Here is a 22,872-nt window from a genome sequence, read left to right as displayed (position 1 = left end):
AAATAGTATGTTTGCTAAACAATATGCAGTGCTTTTTCTTAGTCTCTGTACTTCCTTTTCTGCAGTTCACGCAGGAATAGTAGAGCGCTATGTACAAAAAAAACAAGAAGAAAGAAAACCCTTAGTTGCCGACAAAACTATTCGAGTCGGATACTTTAAGCAGTTGATCGATCACAATGATCCTGCAGTGGGTACCTTTTCACAACGCTACTACATCGATGAATCCTATGGCCTCACGGATGATTCCCCCGTATTCTTATATATTTGCGGTGAAGCAGCATGCACGAAACGTGCATTAAACGGGGCAATTAGAAATTACGCACAAAAATTTCATGCCAAAATGGTTGCCCTAGAACATCGATATTATGGGGAGAGTTTGCCTTTCAATTCCCTATCCACTAAAAGCTTACGCTTTTTAACTACGGAAGCAGCTCTAGATGATTTGGCCTATTTTCAACGCCATCTAAAAAGTGAAAGAAACTGGAATGGCAAATGGGTCGCTTTTGGGGGCTCATACCCCGGCTCTTTATCCGCTTATTATCGTTTAAAATTCCCATATCTGGTGGTAGGTGCTTTGGCCTCGTCAGCACCGGTAATGGCAAAAGAAGATTTCGTTGAATATGATGCCCACGTGACCCAAGTTGCAGGGTCTCATTGCGCCAGTCAAATGCGTGAGGTAGTCAGTGAAGTGGAAGCCAGCATGAATGATGCAGCACAGTGGGCGCAAATGAAATCACTATTTGATGCCTCTGCGGTTGCAGATCCGGTGGACTTTTTATACTTGATTGCTGATACCGGTGCTGCAGCAGTGCAATATGGAATGCGCGATGCATTTTGTTCCAGCCTGGCAAGCAGCCCAACACCACTTCAAGGTTATGCAGAGTTCGCTAAAAAATTATATAAAGACATGCATGTCAGTGCGGTAGAAATGACCGCACAAGGCGCCATGAGTGAAAACCCAAGTGAATATAAAGACGGCTTAGGGATACGCCAATGGTACTACCAATCGTGTAAGGAGTACGGATATTGGCAAAATGCCCATCCAAATCCATCGCGTTCTACTCGTTCTTCATTAATTAATCTGGATTATCATCATAAAGTCTGCCAAAGATTGTTTGGTCTAACCCATCCAGTCAATACGGCAGAACTGAATAACAGTCTTTATTTTCCTTTAATGGATATTCTAACTTCTAATATTTATTTCACGAATGGAGAAAATGATCCCTGGTCTACACTGTCTTTGGCAGAAAAAAACGGCAATGCGATTAATCCTAAATTGACTTATCACTTGATTGAAGGAGCGGCTCATTGCGATGATTTGCATAGTCCCTCCTCACTGGATTCAGATTCTTTAAAAAAAGCTCGCCAAACGATGGAGTCATTGTTAACGGAGTGGCTTAAGTCAATTTGAGCTTGTTGATTATAACCCTCATCCCTAGCCCTTCTCCCACAAGTGGGAGAAGGGAATCTAAAGCCCTGGCTCGCTTGCCGGAGAAGCAAAATCTAAAGCGCCTCCCTTCGCCCGCTTGCGGGAGAGGGGTGAGGGTTCTACTACTTAGGCTGATGGGGTGGATGCTCCTCTTCACCCTCATCTTTAGCCCCACTCAAACGTGTTCTAGGTATTCGCTCCAAAGCGTTCCATTTATCCAGTGCATCAAGAAAACAAGAAGGGGATAAAGCCTCTACCTCTTCATGAACAGGTAATTGTAATAAAGGAGGAATATCCGTCACTCCCTTACCGTTTAATTCCTGTATCAGCTGTACATTTAATTCTTTAACCGTAGCGAGGGTAGATATGCCGACAAATGGAGAACAAATAAGCGTCACCGGGCTTTTGTCTTCTGCACGAAAAAGCTCTTGAGCCGTGTCATCTTGATGCACCAATCCTTGATGAGGCCCCATTAGCTGTGCATCATGCATTTCTCGCTGAATTATTCCAAATTTATTTTCCAATTGCTGTAACCAATCATCGCCTAAATGTTTTTTTAAAAATTCTTTTGTTTCATCACCTTCAATTAACTTGTCTAGCCTAATCCGATACTCCTCACTGTAGAGAAATTCAGATAAGACAAATGCATCCTTTTGGTACTTTGTATGAAAAAACATAGGCGCACCACCCTTCGTCGCTTTAATCTCAAAAACCATCACATTAGAAGAAAGATCAAGATCATGAGAAAATCCCGATCTCAATGCCCACTGAGCATCATGATAAAGCTGAGATAAACGAGCGCTATCATTGATGATGCCCGAGGATTCGAATACAGCCAAATCATGAGTAAGTGAGGCTAAATCTGCTAAAGCCCCTAATTTGGATAGGGTTATTTTGTCATGATCATCAAAGTGAGTTTTGTGCCAATGCCTTGATTTAAAGGTTAAATTTCTTAGGGTCTTAATCACAGCAAAACTAATTCCTGTATCTTGCTCTTTCAGTTTCCCTAACTCCAGGATTTTTCTATTTAGCTCCAAATTACCCATCGCTTTTTCTAAAAAAGCAACAACACGCTCTTTTTCATTGCCTGCTAACTCGAGACCGCGAGTAGGGTTATCCGCGTGCATTAACCGATTCAGCAAAAACAATGCATCTAAATCTTCGCTGCTAAGCCCTGTTTCTTGAATTATTTCTTCTCGAATCATAAATCACCTAGTCAAGCATATGAAAAATATCGAAGCATGATTTCTTCGACTAAGTTGTCAACAAAGTTAATAAGTAAGTTAGAAAATAACTCATCATTAACGTTTTCCTGCGCTTGAAAAAGTAAATATTGCTGAGCAATAAAATTTACCATCTCACTAATGCGCTCTGGCTTTGCTAAATAAAAAAAACAATCTGGTAAAGCAATTAAAATTTTATTAATTAATTTCTGAGCATCAACATCTGAAATACCTAAGACCAGAGAAATTGCTGAACTGGATCGGTATTTACTGTGCATGTTTGCTTCACAATACTGGTCTACAATCCTATAGATTTCTTTAGCAGATTGCTCTTTTCTTGGGTGCACAGGCTTGACTCCATTAACTTGCCATTTTTTTATTCAATAATCCAATTTTAGACCAAATTTCAGCAGTTGTTTGCAATTCGTCAGATTGAGCCCAAGCGGTATTATAAAAGGGAGTACACTTCATCCGATGTGCAGTGAGGAATATCCATGCTCTAACAATGAGTTAAGATAGGAGATCCCTCGTTGCACTCGGGATGACAGAAATTGGAAACAGGCAGAGAAAAATCAGCTCTAATTAAAAGCGACCACTACGAAAGTCATCCATCGCTTGTATTATTTCTTCCTGGGTATTCATTACAAAAGGCCCATGACGCGTAATAGGCTCATGAATTCTGGCAGCAGCGATCAAAATACATTGACTTGCAGTGTCACTTTTCAAAAGCAAAGTATCCCCAGCACCAAGTTTTGCTAAGGTATCCTGTTGTACTAACTGTTCACCAATGCGAATCGTTCCTGAAATAACCAGAAGAATCGCTTGATAATCATTGGGGATATGTTGCTCTATGCTCGCACCCGGTGGCAAGATAATATCAAATAATAAAGGTCGAGTGGCAATACCGGTAATTGGAGAAATGGTCCCCTTATCCGTCTCGCCTGCAATTACTTTAATCTGACCACCTGAATCATGTGTTTCCACAGGTAATTGCTCACTTCGCATTTCTTGATAGCGAGGAAGTCGCATTTTCTCAGATGCAGGTAAATTTAACCACAATTGAAAACCATGTAATCGACCATTCGCTGAGGGCATTTCAGAATGAATAATTCCTTTCCCAGCAGTCATCCATTGCACATCTCCCGCAGTGATAACTCCTTTATGCCCCTTATTGTCTTCATGGGTAATCTCTCCATCGAGCAAATAGGTAATTGTTTCAAAACCACGATGAGGATGAGCGGGAAACCCAGCCATATAATCCAAAGGATCCGTGCTATTGAAATAATCGAGTAAGAGAAGAGGCTCAAAATCATTGCTTCTCTCGATGCCTATATAGCGATGTAATTTCACCCCAGCACCTTCACGCACGAGGATACCTTTAATTAATCGCTCTACTTTAATTTCGCTCATGAGTACACTCCATGTTCGCTCATACACTCATTAATTTACAATTCACTGCTATATAGCATAGCTCAAAAACTATCAGACAATATAAATATCGATTGCAGGCCAGAATCACTATATGTGCATTTAATGTTCGATTCGACCCTTTAAACCACATTAAGCCGATACATCTATCCCATAGAATTCAAAATAAGCCTTGCAAACAGATTTATTGCATCATACATTCACCAAATGATCATATTGAATAATATTTGGTTTTTGAATCGCTTTAAATAAAATTAAAGGCGCAAAAAAATAACCATTAGCTCGAGGTGATGCTTATGCCCGCAAAAGATGCACATAGCAATTTAATTACTGAAATAAGTCAAATAAAAACAACCGAACAACATCAGTTGATTTTGGATTTAATTCATAAAAAACAATATAGCAAAGCGCTTTTATACGGGTGCAAAAATTGCAACCCGCAAGATACCATTCTTACCGAGCTATTGGCTGTATTGATAAGAAACAGAGAAGCTCTTTTTTTGGATGTCGACATTAAAGAAAATGGCCTGGGCCCTATCGATTATACAATAACGAATCAAAATTATACGCTCCATTTTCTGCTGGAAAAGGCGAATGCCAATGCAAATAAATTTCTAAAACCAGTTTGGATGCAATTAATCGCTAATGCGGTTTATAAAATCGCAAGTCATGAAAATGCGCAATATAAAAAGGATCGTGAATCGATTAATGCTTTATTTAAGGAGCTCCCTTTAAAAAACTCATTTCTTACTGACCAAGAAAATGCACAATTCGATGTTAAACGTCTCATATGCCTTTTACACATCTTAAGACATCTGCAGCAATATCATAATAATTTAAACGACTCTTCTTTAGTTGATTGCAAACTGAGTCCTTTCGAAAGGGAAGTGCTCTATTATCGACGTATTGATTATATAAGAGAGAACATTAATAGATTTTCTATCATTATTAGTAACTTATCAGGATCTTTGCGCAGCAGATATAAGACGCAACTTGAACCTTTAAGCTGGATAACGCTGGAACAACTTGGTGGTGCAACAGCAAAAACAACCCCGGAAATGGTTTTTCATTTCGCCTTAGAAAAAAAAATAACTGATTTGCGTTTTGATGATGCCGAGAACTCGCTGTTTCTAGAGAATTCGGACAGAGAAGAGCTCGTTGAAGAAGCAATACCTTCTGTATTGCATGAGATAAATGCTTTAAATCAATTTTTTAGATCTCTGCTCACTAAAGAACTTAAACCCGAAACCCCCACAGTGGATAAACCACTGATTTTACCTAATGTAAAAGCAATAACTCGCTACTTTTTGGAAACTAAATACTTAATTGACTTACTGAATCTAGTGAATTACACCGAAGGAGAAGTCTATGATCTGGACAAAGTAAATACTTTATCCGGATTATCCGGCGTAAAAGTTTTATTTACGACCCTACCTCCTGAAGTACAATATCGCCGCAGAATCGACCTGTCGACGAAAGCAGGACAACATGCGCTGCTACGAAGATTTCAGCGCATTGGAGAATTGTTAACCGGAAAAAAATCTGACTTTACCGAATTTGATGAAACAATTGATTTTCGGGCATTAATCACCCTTCGTGATGGCATTTGTCACCAAGATGAAGGGAATAATAAATTTATTATTGATAACTTACTAAAAGATAAAGACAAGCTGGAAACAATAGCTTCCGTTGAAATGTACAGCCTATTTAAAAGAGCGCAAAAGTTTATTGCATCACGTCAAAAAGTTTATGGCGCCTATAAAGAGAATCCTAAAGAATTTTGGGCGAGTGTCCTAAAAGCAGAACAAGAACGTTTTCAAGTGGCGCAAGAAAAAGCCAAAAGCAAACAAGAAGTTGTTGTTGAAGCTCCTGAACGCCGAATACCCCAACAAGAAGAAGATGAGTTTTTTATACTCCTTGAATTACTCAAATCTGAATTACTCAAACAAATGATTACTATTCCTAATCTACAAGAAATGATTACAGAATGTCAGACACTTTTTGATGGCACAGCAGAGATACTGAGTAAAAAAAGAATAGGGGAACTTTTACAACCCTTCTCTAAGTTCAAAAAAACCGAGTATGAGTCACAATATAAGAGAATGGCGCAAATACTCACGAATGCCACCTCAAAACCACGCACTACGGCAGTTGAGCGGCAACAAAAACGATTGCAAGAACAAAATGAAGCCGCGTTACGAAAAGCGGCCAGGGAAAGTATTTTTATTGGACTAGACCATATACGTGAACTTGCCAAGCAACTTATGGCATCTCCAGTTCGGGAACATATGCTTACTCCACTGAAAAGAGTCGATGCGGCCATTGAAGCTTTAAACAACATGCAAGAATTTTTAGTGGAAGCAGGTTACCTTGTTATCGGTCAGCCTCATAAAAATTTGAAAAGCTGGGATTTATATCATGCCAGACAGGGAGGCGCTGATCTGGTCCAATTATTGGTTTCTAACCATCAATTAAGTGATGCTCTAGAATATAATGCCGGACAACTTTTACAGCATCTCGATACAATTAAAGGGTACGCGGAAGCCCATAGTTCAAAACAGTTAACGGTAGGCTACGAGGCATTAAGAAATTTGAGAAATTATATAGAGCACGGAGATCCTTTAACAGAAACCCAAGAAATAAATTTAAACAAAAATTCGCCCTCTGCATTTCAACATCAAAAAGTATTGGCGCCAAAAATTATTGAACTCATTTTTGAATTGTTACCGGATTTACTGCAGATAAAAAAGGTCATGGAGCGAAATCAGGCGCTGCAGACCCTTGCTTCTGTGCCGGTGGATCCACTTGCAACAAAAGAAATAGAATCTTCAGTATCAGTAGAAGCAGCATCTGCTAAAAAACCATCCCCCTTGGTCACCAAAAGTATTTTTTAACTATTCGGTAGACAAGATAGAGGCAGAAGACTTGCCAGCTCAAAATTGTACACCTTAGCCAAGAGAGCCCGATAATCTTAGCCTGAAGATACTCAGGCTAAGCATCGGGTGCGCATTATCTAACAAAATGTTATCGCTAGTCGTAGATTATTCAGCTGAAGAATCACCACAAACTATTGGAAAACTAGATACCCCACCAACAATAACTGCTCATTCGCTGCGTTTATAAACATCATTATTGGCCAAAGCTCCTGTTTCCAAGACTTCTGTAAGTTGGGACTAAGACCCGGCATCACATAATACAAGCCGACCCAGATCGGTCCATTTTTTAAACAAATTATTTTCTGCTATGCTTACAAAATAAGCAGTTTAATTAAAATTACCACATTCTCTTGCAGTGGAATGAAGGAGCCAATTATGTTAAGCAAAGCACAGCGAGTTGTGAGAAGCATAAGACCAAGTCCATGCCGCCATGTGCTTCATAAGCTGGTTTCCAATCGTGGCGGAGTAGGAAAACTTTTTAACGCTGCCCAAGCGCAACCTATAGCAGCTATGGAGCATGTGCCCGTTAAAAAAGCAACGATGAATTACTCTGAGCTGTGTCATATATTACCCGAAAAAAAGGTTCATCGCGGGATGTCTGGATTTAAAGAGCCGCTATGTATTGCGACAGATGGAAGACTTGGTTCTGGGATCTATGCCTCAAGACCTTTTATTTTAAATATCGCTCAATTCATCCATGACCCTAAAAGTAGTGCATTTCTTTCGACCTCACCCGATCCACACACCGTTAAAGAATATATGATTGGGTTTCAACTTATCAGCGCGAAAGGAGCCATTGCCTCCATGTGTTTACCCTGTGTTTATATTCGTCCGCAAACAGCAAGACATATCGATATTGAAGCATTTCAATATTATCAAAAACTGCTTAATGGACAACAAGAACCTGGGGAGTTTCGAAGGGTTGAAGATATTTTTGATTTAGCTCAGGGAAATAATGAAACAACAGCAATTTTGGGAGCAACAAAAGAAGATGATTGGCGTCCAAGATTTGATACAGATGTGCATAGCATAGTCCTTGTACAAGGAGCTGCTGGGCGTTTGTTGAAAGGACTAAATGGATTTATCAAGGCTTCGGAAATAGAAACGACAACGGTGATAAACCCCGACTACCGACCAAGAATTATGTCAATAGAGGTCTCTTCAACGGCCACCGCTGAAGGTGCGATGTTCCCCAAGCAATTCGAAAAAATGAATGAACGCGCACTCAAATTAGGACTAATACCGGCTGACCGTAGAATTTTAACGCTTACAGATGCTTCTACTCTAATGGGTTCTGCCAAGTACCAAAAACTTATTGAAGGTTATGAAGCGACTGAAGAAACCATGGTATTACAAAGTGTTCCTAATGAAATTGCCATTGGCTCTCCAGATCTCATTGACTATGCAGCATCGATAATTGAATCAAATCCGAATAAAAAAGCAGTTTTTTCGCAAGGACTTGATAGTACCATGCAATTATAAATCTTATTGCAACCGGAATGAAATGCAATAATCCTGTATAAGTAACTATACCCTTAGGGAATAGCGAGAATTCGTTGCTCAAACACGCTCCATGGATGCTTCATTTATCGTTCGCGTAATTCCTGGTTCTCCCTGCTTAAAATGGATTCTACACGTCGATGAATACATATCATTACCACCGATTATGACTTGATCACCTTCAGAGATTACCTCACCATGAGCATTTAAGCGTAGATTCATCGTTGCTTTACGTCCGCAATGACAGATGGTTTTGAGCTCAACAAGCTCATCAGCCCACGCCAAAAGATATTGGCTTCCCTCAAATAGCTCCCCGCGAAAATCAGTACGCAATCCATAGCTAAGAACGGGGATCCCTAGTTGATCAGTAATTTCCGTTAATTGATAAACTTGGGCACGTGTTAAAAACTGGGCTTCATCAACCAAAATGCACGCATACTCCTTTTCTTGGGCTAGGACATGTTGGTACAAATCGTCATCTGGATTAAAAATAAAAGCTTGTTCCGATAAACCAATACGAGAATGAACTGCACCATGTTGATATCGATTATCTATGGATGGCGTAAATAATAGGGTATTCATTCCACGTTCACGATAATTGTAACTTGATTGCAAGAGAACCGTGCTTTTTCCTGCATTCATTGCTGCAAAATAAAAATAGAGTTTTGCCATAGGAGCTCAGCCTTTTTGAAAGGCCTTCATCATACCCAAATTATCTACTCATGATCTACTCTAATGCTCTAATTCTATGCGAGCATCATTGTAGCCTGGTTTGCATCAATTAATTCGTTTAATCCGAGCGATTTTAAGCACTTTTTTTGTTATAGTACCAAAAAAATATTTTTTCCTATGAACACTTACAATAGAATGGAATAGCTTCCGAATACTGCATGAGATAACTATGAACTCAAAAATAAAGAACTTATTTGTCGCATTTATCTTAATGAGCGTCGCATCCCTAAGCCAGGCAGATGTTCTTCTTAAAGATACCCTTGGCAAAACCATCCCTTTTTCTTCTCTAAAAGGAAAGTGGGTACTTATTAATTATTGGGCGGGTTGGTGTAAAACCTGTATTGATGAAATTCCTGAATTAAACCGCTTTTATCAAAAACATGAAAAAGACCCCATTGTATTATTCGCCGTAAATTATGATGGCCTACCCATACATAAACAAAAAAAGCTCATTCAAAAATTCAATATTCTATATCCCTCACTCGCTTCCGATCCGGCACTTGCTTTAGGATTAGGCGACATTATTGGCGTGCCAGTGACCTTTGTGATTAACCCCAAAGGAGAGCTCGTTGATACGCTCTATGGCGGCCAAGATATAAAAACCTTAGATACAGCAATAAAAAAAGCATAAAATATTGTACGAACCGCTCATCCTGCGGGGGTACGGCGTAGGATCTTCTAATTAGAGGCTCTTTGTAGCGTATCCAGTTCACACCAGATCATGGAGATCCCTCACTCCGTCCGGGATGAGGTATTTTCCACAAACAAACGTTGTTTTTGTTCCTGAGTAATGCGAATTTTCAATAACCAATCACCATCTTCATTATGCGATTCGTTTAAAACGGAACCTAATTCATAGAGTTGTGCCCGTAGTTTTGCCTGGGTTGCTTTCAGCACTACGTTTTCAATAAGAACGGCTCCATGCAATTGGGTGCTAATTGCTTCTTTGAGTAAATCCAGTCCCAAATTGGATGCCGCGGAGATCCATACTTTACATTTCCCTTCCTGATAATCTACCTTAGGCTGATACCCTTCTTTTAAATCAATTTTATTAAATACCAGAAGGATAGGAATATCATGCACTCCTAACTCATCCAAAACCTGTTGCACTGAAAAAACGTTATCTCGCCAATGAGGATCAGAAATATCGATCACGTGCAGCAATAAATCCGCTTGTTGAGTCTCTTCTAAGGTTGCACGAAATGCCTCGACTAATTGATGCGGTAAATCACGAATAAATCCGACAGTATCGGTTAAAATCACGGAAGAAGAGCCCGGTAAATTGAGTTGACGCATCGTAGGATCTAATGTCGCAAACAACTGATCCGCCACATAAATGCTTTCCCCTGTTAATGCATTGAACAAAGTAGATTTACCGGCATTGGTATAACCAACTAGAGACACAGTGAGTAAAGAAGCTTTGCGTCTAGCCTGACGGTTTTGATCTCGATTGCTGCGGACTTTTTCCAAACGCTTATTAATGTATTTGATGCGCTCACGCAATAATCGACGGTCGGTTTCTAATTGCGTTTCACCAGGGCCCCGTAATCCGATACCCCCTTTTTGGCGTTCCAAATGAGTCCAACCACGGATTAAACGCGTTGATAAATGCTGTAATTGAGCCAACTCGACTTGCAATTTCCCTTCAAACGTTCGTGCGCGCTGAGCAAAGATATCGAGAATCAAACCGCTGCGATCAACTACTCGGCACTCAAATAAACGTTCCAAATTTCGTTCTTGTGAAGGGGATAATTCATGATTGACCAGCACCAATTCTGCATCAAGCGCTTTAACCAGCTGTGTAATCTCTTCCGCTTTCCCTTTACCTATATAATACTTGGCATCTGGGGTTGCCCGCGTACCAACTACACAATCCAAAATGTCCGCATTTGCTGAAAGAGCTAATTCTTCAAACTCCTGCAATGCCTTATCCGCATCAATTCCCGGTAGGGCTAATTGCACCAATACTGCCCGTTCACCACCTTGAGGACGTTCAAACACTCAATTGTTCTCCGAAAAATAGGTTTTATTACTCCAATTGAGGAATAAAAATTGAAAGTGAGCCTTCGTACGACCTAAGGCTGTTAGCACATAATATATTTTCACTTTCCCTCTCTTAATTTATCATACAGCTACCTGGGGCTGACAAGCTTAAGTCTGCAAAAGTAAGCCCATTAAAAGGGTAAGTATTATGTCAAAAGAAGAAAAAAAACACCATGTGATCATAGGCCAAAAAAATTAGCCTATGTACAAACGGTCGTGTTATGGCTCTACTTAAAGATATTAAAGAACTTTGGGAGAGTTATTACCAGCTGAACCTAAGTTCTGTTTTTCTATTTCTTCTTTATCATCTTTCTTATCCTGCTCGGGATCTTCTTTTATAAGAAAGTGGTTTAAATTACGAACTGCTTGGCCGGATGTGGTGCGAGAAAAAAAGGTTTTACTCTTAGCGAAACGGCTTATTCCTGTACCAAAAGCAATATTTAAAGCTTCAGCCAAAGTTTCCATAATAGCGATTATCCAAGACCGACGACGCACATCAACAACAGACAACATGTTTTGAGAAACCTGTTTAATCCGACCCTCAAACTCTTTTTTAGACGTGGGTTGATGCAGATTATCAAAGACTACTCCATATAAGCCTTTTCGATACTCTTGCTCTTCTGCTTCAAATGCTTTGGCTTTGGCTTTTGCTTTGGCGTCTGCAGGTGCTGTTTCTGTATTCCAGCGCGCTTTTATTTTAGTACAAGTTTCTTCAATTTGAGCAATACAGCTTCTAAATTTCTTACCTTTGGGGTCATCACGCAAATACAAGCTAAAAACATCTTTTCTATGACGAATGGATATTCTTTGTGGATCGTAACCAAGCTGCAGCGAACAAAGAGTATCAATCATTTTGGCTTTAGTTTCGGCTGAGATGTTTTGCATTTCGTTAATTTTGAATAAAACTTTGCGGAAATTTTTCGCCGCAGAGGTATCTATAGTCGCCCATTGATAAGCCTCTCTCTTTGCGACATCTAACTTTAGAGAGATTAAAATATCCATCGCCTTAAATTTGTCGCTGCTGGAATCTAATAAATGTCTCAGTTGAGGTTTAGTGGGAGTAACGGCTGCATCAACTATAGCGATTAAATGTTTATTCTCTAAAAAATTGAGAACCTTGGAGCGGGTATCGCCTCTTTTTGAGGTGATGTCCAGAATATTACCCTTAATTACCTGAAGCTGCTCACCTAAAGACTCTTCAGGATTAAAGTTTTCTATATCCGTTGTAGCGATTGTGCCTTTTATCAGCTGTCCTTCAGGAGTCTTCACCGTATAGTGGAATGAATTTTCGACTACTTTAATATAAAGAGTCTCGTTTTTTGTCGCTTCATCGCTTTCAGGCATTAACTCAAGGTCATAATCCATAGAAGCCAGTCTTTTGAACAACTCGTCTTTAATGTCTCCGAACTGATGTCCAATAAAGCTAACATATGTGGACACAAGTCGAGTGCTCGAAGCAATGAGATCATATTTATCTAAAGCGTTCTGCGAGTGCAGGCTTTCTGCTAGCTTAATTAGTTTTTTATTATGCTCTTTGATAGAAGCAGTTTCTGTAAGTAGTTTAAAATCCTGTTCCGCTAATTTATCAATCGTCTTAGGAAAGTTTTTATTTAATTCTTCCAATTGCGCTTTTTCAAGATTGATAGACAGAAGTTTATTATGAGATGGGTTAAAGTAAAAAAAGCCTTCCTTAGTCAGAATATATTTTGGGCTATTATATGTTTGAAGTACTTCATCCTTGGGAGTTGCATCCATTCTTATGAAGCCACAATCCTGATCCGCACCAATTGGTGGGAGACCTTCGACTATTGCGCGAAAGCCCTCCTCTTCTAAAGCCAATCTATAAAATTCATTATCTAATTCACCAAGTGCAGCGAATTTTTTATAAACCGCATTAACTCTAGAAAGTAAAGCCGGCTCTTCATAATGAGCAGCAAGAAAATCGACCATACTTCCTCTAGCCACGGCACATTTAGGCGTGGCTTGCAAAAACTCAATCGCAGACTGGAGTTTCCCAATCTCTAGATCGGGCTTTTTAAATAAAAATTCTATCGCTACGGAAGTAACTTCAGGAGTAGGTTTATTTCTATTGAGCCAGTTTAACGCATCAAGCAAATTGTGAGGTGGCTGGTTTAAATGTTCTCTAAAATGGGCCAAGGGAACATCGCTATAAGCCATTAATTCCAACATCCATAATCCTGGCGCATAGCCAGATAAATTCGATTTTAATAATTCGCGGTATTCAGGTACAACACTCCACTTATGAAGTAAATCGAGAAATTTTTTGTCTTTCTGGACAAGCTCTTTAAATGCCTCTGGAGCTCCTAACACATCGAGATCAAGAGCCAATTGATATAATATTTTTCTTTTGGGCTGATCATAATCCTTTTTTTTCAAAATTTCGTTAAGTTGCGCTGGTAAGGACAACTTTGGAGTCACAATTTTATTTGCTTGGTCTTGTGTAACTTTTATATCTGCTGAAATTAGTGCGCTTAATATTTCATTTTCTAGTATGGGCTTACATGCCTCAGCACCTTGGTTTGATATTTTTTCAACTAGAAGTTCTTTTAATCCTTCATGTCCTGCAAATTGATTAAAGGCTTTCACCACTTTTAAGTCGTCTGATAATACAGAGTAATTGGCCAATTGACCCATCTTGTCCAGGTTTATTGCCAACTCAATGCATTGTTCACTTTTCTCGACTTCATCCGCTTTTAAACCAGCAACGATTTTTCTAAAATCTGCTGAGTGTAGTACCAAGGCATACGCTTCTGAATTTTTTACTTTTAGAGTATCGAGCTTTGCAAGAGCTTCTTGAACGGACGTTATTAAATCCTTGTTGTCTAAATTCTCAGATAAAAATTGGAGCAATAATTTTGAGTTTATTTTTTCAATTCCTCGGGTTTTATTCAAAAATCCAATCAGCTTTCTGAAAGTACAAAATTGCTGCAAACGAGCTTGGTCAAAATTATAATTACTTGGAATAATATCTTTTAAAAATCCCGCGGGATTTTCTGTTATGAATGGATTTGGATATTTTAATAAAAATTGAAACGATAACGACAAGACATTTTGGTCTTTAGGTACATTGTGTTCAGCTACTTTGGCAAATTGATCAAGTCCTATGAGTTCGTCGATAAGTTGCTCTTGCTCATCCGCTCTCTGCAGTAACTCAAATATTAATTGGGAGTTCTTGCATTTATGCATTAAGTGTAAACAATCTATCCCTTCCTTTTTTTGTAAAATTAACTTCAACAAACTAGGGTCTGTATCTGCCAAATCGTTAAAAAAATTAATGAAACCATTGGTGTCCTCTTTCAAAACAGACAACAAATCATATTTTTGGAGCTGGAATAGATTATGGACTAATTTGATATGTTCCTTTTGTTCAACAGGATTTTTCTTTAATAATTCGTTATCCAGAATGGATTGCAGATCTTTGGCTAATTGACTGTCTTTATTCAGGCAATGTTCAATTTCTTCCCTACTTATCTTTAATGAAGTGACACCCATTGAGTGTAACGCAATTAGATAAGGATTGTTCATCATTTTAGTAGCTGCGCTCTCTTCAGCAACAGCTCCCTCTTTATCCACTACATTCGGCCCTTTCAAAAGTTGCATCCATTGTGGCGCTTCATCAAATGTTATAGGCCAGTGGCCTCTATTTGAGGTGATTTCCCGAATATCATTTTTTATCGTTTGCAGCTGCTTACCTAAATCTGGTTCTTGGGGATCAAATTTCTTAATATCTTTTAGCTCTATTTTATCTTTTATTAGCCCTTGAGGAGTCTTAATCATGTAGTGGAGTGAATTGCCTACTAATTTTACATAAAGGGTGTAGGCAACCATGCTTGTTTCAATTTCTGGCATTAGTGCGATTTTTTCTTGATAAAGCTTTCCAGTGAATAGCTCCGTAAGCAAATCGGCGTGTTCCTTAATTGTTCCGTCTGCATTCAAAACATTATTTAGTATTTCCCCTATACCCGATAACTCAGGAGGTAAATCTGCAGCATCTTGCAATTTCTGCAAGTATTCGGGCACTTTGCTCAAATCACCTTCTTCTACAGGTATTGAATCATCGATCATAAAAGATTTCGGATCTACCGAACTAAAGATAAACACTTGGCGTTGTTCTTTTGGCAAATGAGTATCTTTAACGACCGTAATCAACCATTGTTCGGGTTTATCTTTGCGATAAAAAATGGAGAGAGCTGCGGGCTCTTCATTTTTATCAAGGTAAGCAGCACGAGCATCTCCATAGAGAGGTGTACTGCTATCATTATCTGGGTCATTCTGATCGAAAAAAGGAACAACCCCCATTAAAAATCTAAAACCGCCACCATCTGGATCACTCTGATAATAATAATCTCTAACTGGATGTTTACCATGCTGTTCCCGCAAATAACGTTGCTCTAGTTTCTCTTTTATTCCGGGACACCGGAACACATTAACTCGCCCATACAGATCCATTTCTAGTTGCTTATTGTCCTCTTTAGGGATAATTTCTAAAACAGATGCGTGGCCCCAAGCTTGATAAACCTTTGAAAAGACACCTTGAACAAAATATACCTTAGAAACCATAGAAATATCCCCGGTCAAAAGTTAGCAAACATGGGTAATTTATGATTATTATAGAATATAATTTATTAACGCTACATTAACTGGGTATTACCGTTCTGCAAATTCTCCCCAAAGCGATGTAATCCAATAGCCGGCAAATTGAAAATATAGAATATTTTAGTCAGCTTGCAAGTAAATGGGTCATCCCCGCAAGGCGGGGATCTATCCTTGTATTAGTATTTGCGCTAAAGCAGCTATGGATTCCTGCTTCCGCAGGAACGACACCTTTCGCTTTTGCCTAACGAAACATCAAAGGTGGATAACCTCATTTAGCCTTCCTCAGCACCTTCATGTCCGGAATTTTCTTCTTCAACGGGCATTTTTATGGCACGTGATGGCACTACTGTGGAAATCGCATGCTTATAAACCATTTGTGTAATCGAATTTTTCAGCATCACCACATACTGATCAAACGAATCCACAATACCGTGCAATTTAATTCCATTGACCAAAAAAATGGATACAGGCACCTTTTCTTTACGCAATTCATTTAAGAAAGGGTCTTGTAATAAATGAGTTTTAGACATTGCCTACTCCTTATTGTTATTGTATTTTTTAAAGGCAAAACATGCATCTGATCACTTATTCGACATTTTTTCAGAAAACTTTAGATTAATTTCATGACAGTTCGCTTTTAATCCGTTACTATAGAGTCTGTTTAAATTTCGCTATCTTGAGTCAAAATGACATGTTTTTGCACAGTATAGTGGAGTGGCCAACAGACCCCAGGGAGTAGCTCCTTTGTATTATTGTTCAGTACCCGTTCTCATCTTAATTTAAGGAGGATTAAATGGTATTTACTTATGAAGAATTAATTGCCCTAGAAAATCCCTATGAACATTTAAGCGATGGTGATGCACTCGCCGAGAATGCTAAAGCATTTGAGACCTTAAGTGGAAAAGAAAAAATTGCTATAGCAACTAAAATAATCGCTGCCTGCCCGGAAGCAAAATTCAAACAATATGGCCATCACATCAAAGCATTAGGTGGCTTAATTAAAGATGAGGGGAGTTTCCACTCCGTCATCACTGAAGCATACCAAGTGAGACAACGCATCAATTCCTTACTCGATCCTCGAAATAAATCACCCCATGTTTTGTTTTCAGCTAAGGAATTTAATCCCGCACCTTTCTCTCAATTTAGTGCGCTTGCCAAGCAATTATTAGAGTGCAATGAGTCAGAAATTGCAGAACGGTTCGCTTTGTGTGTTCCTGAGCAAGAGCGCCATCAAATCGCTTTTAATGTGGGAATCGCTTTCCCTAAGAGTATTCTTAAAGAAAAAATTAATCATGCATTTTTGTTGCGTCGCAATATAGAAAAATTGTTATTAGGTGATACTCCAGATAAATTTTTTACCAGCCGTGATTATGATGGGGATAGCTGCAGGATGTTCGTCAATATGTTTCGTGTCTTATTAAAAGGCCAGGAAGAATCAATTGCCGGAAAATTGTGTGCGTTAGAATCTGTGAGTCGCTCATCGGTCAAACGCCACCTAGAGTTACTGCATACCGAAGCCTTTGATGAAACGAATCCGTTCAAATTAATTGCTGATGCCATAAATAAAAAAGAAAGCTCTGAGCAAAAGAAAAATGAGTCTCAAGGCAGTAATCGAAATGGGTTATTTAATCGTTCCCCAACACCGCCCAAAAAATCACTGTCTATGGAGCAATTTGATTTAAGTAGTGGAGCTGAAGATGAGAAAGAACTCTCCAGTGAAGGCTCATCTGAAAATAAAGAGGAAGAATATTTTGAAGAATCTAATTTCACTCCGTTTTAAACTTGTCCGCCCTTACAAAGTAAGGGCACTTTATTTTGATCCTTAATTTCAAGAGAGATATTAATGACTCACGAAAAACTCACTGTTGCCTTAGTGCAAGAAAAATGGCATGAAAACCCTAAAGAACATCAAGACAAACTAGCGTCCGGAATCAATGCCGCCGCACAACAAGGAGCGGCCATTGTTTGTTTACAAGAGCTTACCCTCAGCCCTTATTTCTGTACGCGCGCGAATGTAGATCCTAGCCCATTTATGGAAGACATCCATACAGGGCCAACGGCTCAATTCGTCAGTCAAATGGCAAAAGCTCATAATATTTGCATCACCGCCTCACTATTCGAAAAAGCCGGCTTCAATACTGCTGTGGCTTATAACAATAAAGGCGAGCTGATTGGGATCACTCGCAAACAACATATCCCCAGTGGGGAAAAATACCATGAAAATTTCTACTTTAAACCTGGGGATTCTGATTATCCAGTCCACCAAATTGCTGGGCATAAATGGGGTTTACCTACCTGTTATGATCAATGGTTTCCCGAGTTGTCGCGAATTTATGGTTTAAAAGGCACGGAAGTTTTAGTATACCCACCGCAATTGGTGGTGAACCCACAGCGCCCGAAGTCAATACACAGCCTATGTGGCAAAAGGTTATGGTTGCCCAAGGGATCATGAGTAATACATTTATCATTGCCGCCAATAGAATCGGGTGTGAAGACGGATTAGAATTTTATGGAAGCAGCTTCATCAGTACGCCTATGGGTGAAATTTTAGCGCAAGCATCTCGAGATAAACCCGCGGTATTAGTAGCCGAACTCGACTTTGGGCAGCGCGCATTGTGGGGAAGATTATTTCCCTTTGCTCAGCAGCGAGAGCCTTCTACCTACCATGATCTTGTAAAATCACGCTAATCCCTTTGGAAAATCGACCTATGAACATCAGTGCATCACCTGAAGAAAATTTATATAACATCAACAACTGGGGTGAAGGATACTTCAGTATTAATGCTCAAGGGAATATCGAAATTAGCAAGGCACCGGGGAAACCAGGTGTTGAGCTGCAAGCGATTGTTAATGAGGCAAGCAGAGCAGGACTCCATCTTCCCCTGCTCATCCGTTGTTCTGATATCTTACATGACCGTGTACACCGTATCTATGAAGCATTCACGCAAGCCATAGAAGAAAATGAGTATACAGGGCATTACAAGCTGGTTTACCCCATTAAAGTGAACCAAGAACAAAGCGTTGTTCGCGAACTGTTGAAATCACCCAATCACTCGATTGGCTTGGAGGCAGGTTCGAAACCTGAGCTCATGGCGGTAATTGGCATGTTGGGCAATCAACAACACAGCACGATCGTATGTAATGGTTATAAAGACAGTTATTACATACGTACAGCGCTGATTGCTCAGCAAATGGGACACAAGGTCTTTATTGTTATTGAGAAAATCTCGGAACTGGATATTATTTTAAAGGAATCAGCTCGCTTAAAAATAAAACCCTCTCTTGGTGTTCGTATCCGCCTAATCAGTAAAAGCGCCGGCAAATGGGAACATACTGGCGGGGTCAAATCCAAGTTTGGCCTTACCGCAAAACAAGTTCTCGAGTTGGTCAATAAATTAAAAGCGCATAATATGCTCGATTGCCTACAGCTGATGCATTGTCATTTGGGCTCACAAATTGCCAACATCCACGATATTCGCCATTGCATGCAGGAAGTGTCCCGATACTATGTCGAACTTCGGCAATTAAATGCACCAATTGATACCATTGACGTCGGTGGTGGACTGAGTGTGGATTATGAAGGAACTCATTCCAATCAGGGCTGCTCGATGAATTACAGCATCCATGAGTATGCCACACACATTCTCCTCGCCATTCAGTATCTGTGTCAGGAGGCAAATGTCCCCGAACCCAATATTATTTCAGAATCAGGGCGCGCATTAACCGCGCATCATGCCGTGTTAATTTCGGATATTAGCGATATAGAAATCACTAATAAATCGCCTTCACTTCCAGAAATTACAGATGAAGACTCCCATGTGATTCGTGATATCTATGATACATATCACTCAATTACGGCAAGTTCACCTATTGAGATCTATAACTATGCGGAACATTCCTTAAACGAGGCTCATTCTTTGTTCAAGCACGGGGTGATTAGCTTGCAGGAAAAAGCTAAAGTAGAGGCATTTTATACCAATATATGCATGGAGCTGAAAGAACGCCTCAATGTAGAAAACCCTTCTGAAGAAACTTTATTGGCAAAAATTAATGAAGATATGGCCGTTAAGGTCTTTTGTAATATCTCGTTTTTCCAATCGATTCCAGATGCTTGGGCTATAGGGCAAATCTTTCCTATCGCCCCAATTTCACAGCTTACCCAAACACCTTATATGCACAGTGTTTTGCAGGATTTAACTTGCGATTCAGATGGAACCATTAAAGAATACCTCGGTAGCTCCTGTGTGAACTCAACCCTAATGCTTCCTCCATACGACAATAACAATCCATACTCATTAGGTTTTTTCTTGGTGGGTGCTTACCAAGAAATATTAGGTAATTTGCATAATTTATTCGGGGATACCAATTCCCTGGATGTCAAACTCTTTGACGATGGGCAATTTGAACTGAATGATTTGGTCAGTGGCGATACAGTAACTAATGTGCTGAACCTCGCTCATTTTGATACCAAAAAATTAGTCCAATCCTATGAGAAACAATTAATTCATGCAGAACTACCTAAGGAAACGACGCTTTTGTATTTAAATGAATTAAGAAGCATTTTTTCTCAATTAACCTATTTAGATGAACATATTCGGAGAAAATAAGATGACACCAAAGCAAAGTGGATTTTTTATGCCCGCTGAGTGGCATCCTCATGAGCGGTGTTGGATGGCATGGCCTTGTCATCTTGAAACTTGGTCTAAAATTGGCCTCCAAAAAGCACGGAGTGCCTACGCACGAGTTGCTCAAGCTATAGCCCAGTATGAACCTGTAACCATGCTGGTCAATCCAGGGGATGAAGAATCAGCCAAAAACATGTGTGGTGATGGAATTACGTTGTTCACACTCCCTATTAATGACTCATGGACCCGAGATACCGGACCTACTTTTTTATTAAATCAGCACCAACAATTAGCGGGAGTTGATTGGATACATAATGCTTGGGGTGGTAACTATGAAGATTGTACGCTGGATAACCAAATTGCAGGAGCAATCTTAAAACAGACTCATGCCCTAGCCTTTTCGGCACCGTTGGTTATGGAAGGTGGTTCATTTCACGTCGATGGAGAGGGAACCGTACTCACTTCGCGTGAATGCCTGCTTAATCAAAACCGTAACCCCAAACTCAGCCAACAACAAATTGAAAATTATTTGTATGATTTTCTGGGTGCTCAGAAAATTATATGGTTAAACAAGGGGTTATTAGGCGATGAAACCGATGGTCATATTGATGAAATCGCTTGTTTTATTGCCCCCGGAAAAGTGCTTTGCCTCATTACTCATGATAAGGAAGATCCTAATTATGCAACCTTGCATGAGAACCTGGAAATTCTTAAATCTGCGACTGACGCAAAAGGACGAAAATTGGAGGTTTATACGGTCGAGCAACCACCAGCCACCTATCTTGATGGAGAACGATTAACTTTATCCTACATTAATTTTTATTTGGCCAATAAAGGAATCGTCATGCCCGCTTTTGGTTACGCACAACACGACCAGGCAGCCTATCAATTATTCTCGCAGTTATACCCCGGCTATCATATTTCGCAAATTGATGCGCTGGATGTATTTGCCGGAGGTGGGGGAATCCATTGCATCACGCAACAGGAGCCTAAGAGTCTGTCTAAGACAACACGACCTACTCTTTGAGACATTTCTTACATTGTGTTGCTCGATCCGCGCAATGACAAAAACAGCCAAAAGGCTATACTCTAACTTAAAGGGATGACACGGATTCGTCTGACAGGAAGTCAAACTAAGGGACCAGTACATAGGATGTACTTCGCTGCAAGGATGCAGCACACTAAACGCTTAATATATCTTATTTCTCCATAAGAAAAAAAATCTCTCTTCCCTCCATGGCTGGTACGAAGAGAGATTACTCCATTGTAAGTATGGTGTTGTGGTGCCTAAGATTTGCTCCTCCAAACTCTTAGAGCGCCACAACATCATCAAGGCTGGGTCTTGGCCCGACACAAAATACAACCTCAATGCAGAGCTTTTGTTGGACCAAGGCTCAACCTTTACTCGCGATACGGTACCAGATAACTATTTTCTAGGATTTATACGACGCAGTAATTTTTTCTGCTTCCTCTTCGGAAAACTCTCTGACAAACTTCCCTTTAAAATCACCAAACACGCCACTAAAATGTCCCTCAAATTTACGTGTGTGAAACAAGGTTCCCGCGATAAGATGGCTCTTCGCTATAAGCTCTTGGGCATTGGGTGTGCTTTTTTTAGTTTGTATCTCCGCAACATTTATTTCTTCAATTTTTTGGCCTATTACGGCGATAATTTCCTCGGCTGCTGTATCTAAGATAAAGTCCTGCCCTTCTATTCCATCGCTATGCTCATTGGTGACATAAACGTCGGCCCCCATGGAGCTACTTGCAGTAAATCTTAAGAATCCTGGACCAACGTATTTTCTTTCCTGTTTGATACTATCGCAACGAATTCGTCCGCGCTCTTTCATATCCCGATTGATACGGCGCTCAATGATGTCTGAATAATTGTCCGTGGCGACATTCGCTGTGACCACCGGCACATCTGATGACCAATATTTTTTATAAAAATATTGCGCAAAAATCCCTTCCAGAATAATCACATCGGAGGGATCCACCTGCTCTTCATCGATGCGACTGTTAGTTTTGAAATCAAAAATGGGCTTAGTGATGGATTTTCCTTGATGCAACTCGCCGATATGCGTGATTAATAAATCTAAATGGAGCATGTCTGGCGTATCAAAATTAGTATTTTTTCGATAGTCTTCGAGATTAACATCCTTTGGGCATTCTTTATAATAATCATCCATATTTAATATTTGCGCGCTTGTTCCAGTTTTTTTTAATTTGTTTAATAGATGACTAGATAAGCCTGTTTTTCCGGAACCAGATGCTCCGCCAATAATTACAAAAATCATATTTGCCTCAAGGATATGTCAAATTTAGGTTCATAAAGCGTG

At 39.7% G+C, this 22,872-nt stretch carries 15 protein-coding genes and 1 pseudogene; 8 read left to right on the top strand and 8 right to left on the bottom strand.

Features of this window, described 5'->3' with window-relative positions; genetic code table 11:
- The first annotated feature begins 7 nt into the window (after positions 1 to 7).
- Entirely contained in the window at positions 8 to 1,411 is a 1,404-nt protein-coding gene (locus EL022_RS03370) for a S28 family serine protease (protein WP_028381418.1), read from the top strand.
- A gap of 140 nt (positions 1,412 to 1,551) precedes the next feature.
- Here EL022_RS03370 and EL022_RS03365 read toward each other — a convergent pair whose 3' ends face one another.
- The 3 genes from EL022_RS03365 to EL022_RS03355 all read right to left on the bottom strand — a co-directional run bounded on the left by EL022_RS03365 (position 1,552) and on the right by EL022_RS03355 (position 4,062).
- Entirely contained in the window at positions 1,552 to 2,634 is a 1,083-nt protein-coding gene (locus tag EL022_RS03365) for a hypothetical protein (RefSeq protein WP_197718070.1), read from the bottom strand.
- Between the two features lie 11 nt (positions 2,635 to 2,645).
- Complete coding sequence (locus EL022_RS03360; RefSeq protein ID WP_028381419.1) at positions 2,646 to 2,999, bottom strand: hypothetical protein; 354 nt, start codon at positions 2,997 to 2,999, stop codon at positions 2,646 to 2,648.
- A 235-nt stretch (positions 3,000 to 3,234) separates the two neighbouring features.
- Entirely contained in the window at positions 3,235 to 4,062 is an 828-nt protein-coding gene (locus EL022_RS03355) for a pirin family protein (RefSeq protein WP_028381420.1), read from the bottom strand.
- 314 nt (positions 4,063 to 4,376) lie between these two features.
- Between EL022_RS03355 and EL022_RS03350 the strand changes: the two genes are divergently transcribed.
- Both EL022_RS03350 and EL022_RS03345 read left to right on the top strand, forming a co-directional pair.
- The gene (locus tag EL022_RS03350; RefSeq protein ID WP_126325080.1) at positions 4,377 to 6,974 is read left to right on the top strand and encodes a hypothetical protein; all 2,598 of its coding nucleotides are present in this window, start codon (positions 4,377 to 4,379) and stop codon (positions 6,972 to 6,974) included.
- A 417-nt stretch (positions 6,975 to 7,391) separates the two neighbouring features.
- Positions 7,392 to 8,498 carry a hypothetical protein gene (locus tag EL022_RS03345; protein WP_035900973.1) on the top strand — a complete coding sequence of 369 codons (1,107 nt, stop codon included), beginning with the start codon at positions 7,392 to 7,394 and terminating at the stop codon, positions 8,496 to 8,498.
- Between the two features lie 78 nt (positions 8,499 to 8,576).
- On the opposite strand, the gene EL022_RS03340 is transcribed toward EL022_RS03345, so the two are convergent.
- The gene (locus EL022_RS03340) at positions 8,577 to 9,188 is read right to left on the bottom strand and encodes a thymidine kinase (RefSeq protein ID WP_028381423.1); all 612 of its coding nucleotides are present in this window, start codon (positions 9,186 to 9,188) and stop codon (positions 8,577 to 8,579) included.
- A 229-nt stretch (positions 9,189 to 9,417) separates the two neighbouring features.
- Between EL022_RS03340 and EL022_RS03335 the strand changes: the two genes are divergently transcribed.
- Complete coding sequence (locus tag EL022_RS03335) at positions 9,418 to 9,879, top strand: TlpA disulfide reductase family protein (protein WP_035900976.1); 462 nt, start codon at positions 9,418 to 9,420, stop codon at positions 9,877 to 9,879.
- A gap of 101 nt (positions 9,880 to 9,980) precedes the next feature.
- Here EL022_RS03335 and hflX read toward each other — a convergent pair whose 3' ends face one another.
- The 3 genes from hflX to hfq all read right to left on the bottom strand — a co-directional run bounded on the left by hflX (position 9,981) and on the right by hfq (position 16,438).
- The gene (gene hflX / locus EL022_RS03330) at positions 9,981 to 11,249 is read right to left on the bottom strand and encodes a ribosome rescue GTPase HflX (protein WP_028381425.1); all 1,269 of its coding nucleotides are present in this window, start codon (positions 11,247 to 11,249) and stop codon (positions 9,981 to 9,983) included.
- A gap of 282 nt (positions 11,250 to 11,531) precedes the next feature.
- Positions 11,532 to 15,872 carry a hypothetical protein gene (locus tag EL022_RS03325; protein WP_028381426.1) on the bottom strand — a complete coding sequence of 1,447 codons (4,341 nt, stop codon included), beginning with the start codon at positions 15,870 to 15,872 and terminating at the stop codon, positions 11,532 to 11,534.
- Between the two features lie 308 nt (positions 15,873 to 16,180).
- Positions 16,181 to 16,438, bottom strand: coding sequence for an RNA chaperone Hfq (gene hfq, locus EL022_RS03320; RefSeq protein WP_028381427.1), 258 nt, complete (start codon positions 16,436 to 16,438; stop codon positions 16,181 to 16,183).
- 263 nt (positions 16,439 to 16,701) lie between these two features.
- On the opposite strand from hfq, the gene EL022_RS03315 reads away from it, so the two are divergent.
- The 4 genes and pseudogenes from EL022_RS03315 (at position 16,702) to EL022_RS03300 (ending at position 21,560) form a co-directional block, all read left to right on the top strand.
- Positions 16,702 to 17,688: a lpg0008 family Dot/Icm T4SS effector gene (locus EL022_RS03315; RefSeq protein WP_028381428.1), complete on the top strand. Its 987-nt coding sequence runs from the start codon at positions 16,702 to 16,704 to the stop codon at positions 17,686 to 17,688.
- Positions 17,689 to 17,751: 63 nt separating this feature from the next.
- Positions 17,752 to 18,596, top strand: a pseudogene (locus EL022_RS03310) (carbon-nitrogen hydrolase).
- Positions 18,597 to 18,616: 20 nt separating this feature from the next.
- The gene (gene speA, locus EL022_RS03305; RefSeq protein ID WP_028381430.1) at positions 18,617 to 20,515 is read left to right on the top strand and encodes a biosynthetic arginine decarboxylase; all 1,899 of its coding nucleotides are present in this window, start codon (positions 18,617 to 18,619) and stop codon (positions 20,513 to 20,515) included.
- Position 20,516: 1 nt separating this feature from the next.
- Positions 20,517 to 21,560: an agmatine deiminase family protein gene (locus EL022_RS03300; RefSeq protein WP_028381431.1), complete on the top strand. Its 1,044-nt coding sequence runs from the start codon at positions 20,517 to 20,519 to the stop codon at positions 21,558 to 21,560.
- 406 nt (positions 21,561 to 21,966) lie between these two features.
- On the opposite strand, the gene EL022_RS03295 is transcribed toward EL022_RS03300, so the two are convergent.
- Positions 21,967 to 22,830 (bottom strand): uridine kinase family protein, encoded by an 864-nt coding sequence (locus EL022_RS03295; RefSeq protein ID WP_028381432.1) that lies wholly within the window; start codon positions 22,828 to 22,830, stop codon positions 21,967 to 21,969.
- Between the last annotated feature and the right edge of the window lie 42 nt (positions 22,831 to 22,872).

The sequence above is a fragment of the Legionella cherrii genome (assembly GCF_900635815.1).
Classification (GTDB): domain Bacteria; phylum Pseudomonadota; class Gammaproteobacteria; order Legionellales; family Legionellaceae; genus Legionella; species Legionella cherrii.
The sequence above is the reverse complement of the archived record's forward strand: the minus strand, read 5'-3'. Positions and strand labels throughout refer to the sequence as shown.

Coding starts and splice junctions, on each gene's coding strand:
- EL022_RS03365 (WP_197718070.1), bottom strand. CDS start 2,634: ATGATTCGAGAAGAAATAATTCAAGAAACAGGGCTTAGCAGCGAAGAT.
- EL022_RS03355 (WP_028381420.1), bottom strand. CDS start 4,062: ATGAGCGAAATTAAAGTAGAGCGATTAATTAAAGGTATCCTCGTGCGT.
- EL022_RS03325 (WP_028381426.1), bottom strand. CDS start 15,872: ATGGTTTCTAAGGTATATTTTGTTCAAGGTGTCTTTTCAAAGGTTTAT.
- speA (WP_028381430.1), top strand. CDS start 18,617: ATGAACATCAGTGCATCACCTGAAGAAAATTTATATAACATCAACAAC.
- EL022_RS03370 (WP_028381418.1), top strand. CDS start 8: ATGTTTGCTAAACAATATGCAGTGCTTTTTCTTAGTCTCTGTACTTCC.
- EL022_RS03300 (WP_028381431.1), top strand. CDS start 20,517: ATGACACCAAAGCAAAGTGGATTTTTTATGCCCGCTGAGTGGCATCCT.
- EL022_RS03345 (WP_035900973.1), top strand. CDS start 7,392: ATGTTAAGCAAAGCACAGCGAGTTGTGAGAAGCATAAGACCAAGTCCA.
- EL022_RS03335 (WP_035900976.1), top strand. CDS start 9,418: ATGAACTCAAAAATAAAGAACTTATTTGTCGCATTTATCTTAATGAGC.
- EL022_RS03295 (WP_028381432.1), bottom strand. CDS start 22,830: ATGATTTTTGTAATTATTGGCGGAGCATCTGGTTCCGGAAAAACAGGC.
- hfq (WP_028381427.1), bottom strand. CDS start 16,438: ATGTCTAAAACTCATTTATTACAAGACCCTTTCTTAAATGAATTGCGT.
- EL022_RS03315 (WP_028381428.1), top strand. CDS start 16,702: ATGGTATTTACTTATGAAGAATTAATTGCCCTAGAAAATCCCTATGAA.
- EL022_RS03340 (WP_028381423.1), bottom strand. CDS start 9,188: ATGGCAAAACTCTATTTTTATTTTGCAGCAATGAATGCAGGAAAAAGC.
- EL022_RS03350 (WP_126325080.1), top strand. CDS start 4,377: ATGCCCGCAAAAGATGCACATAGCAATTTAATTACTGAAATAAGTCAA.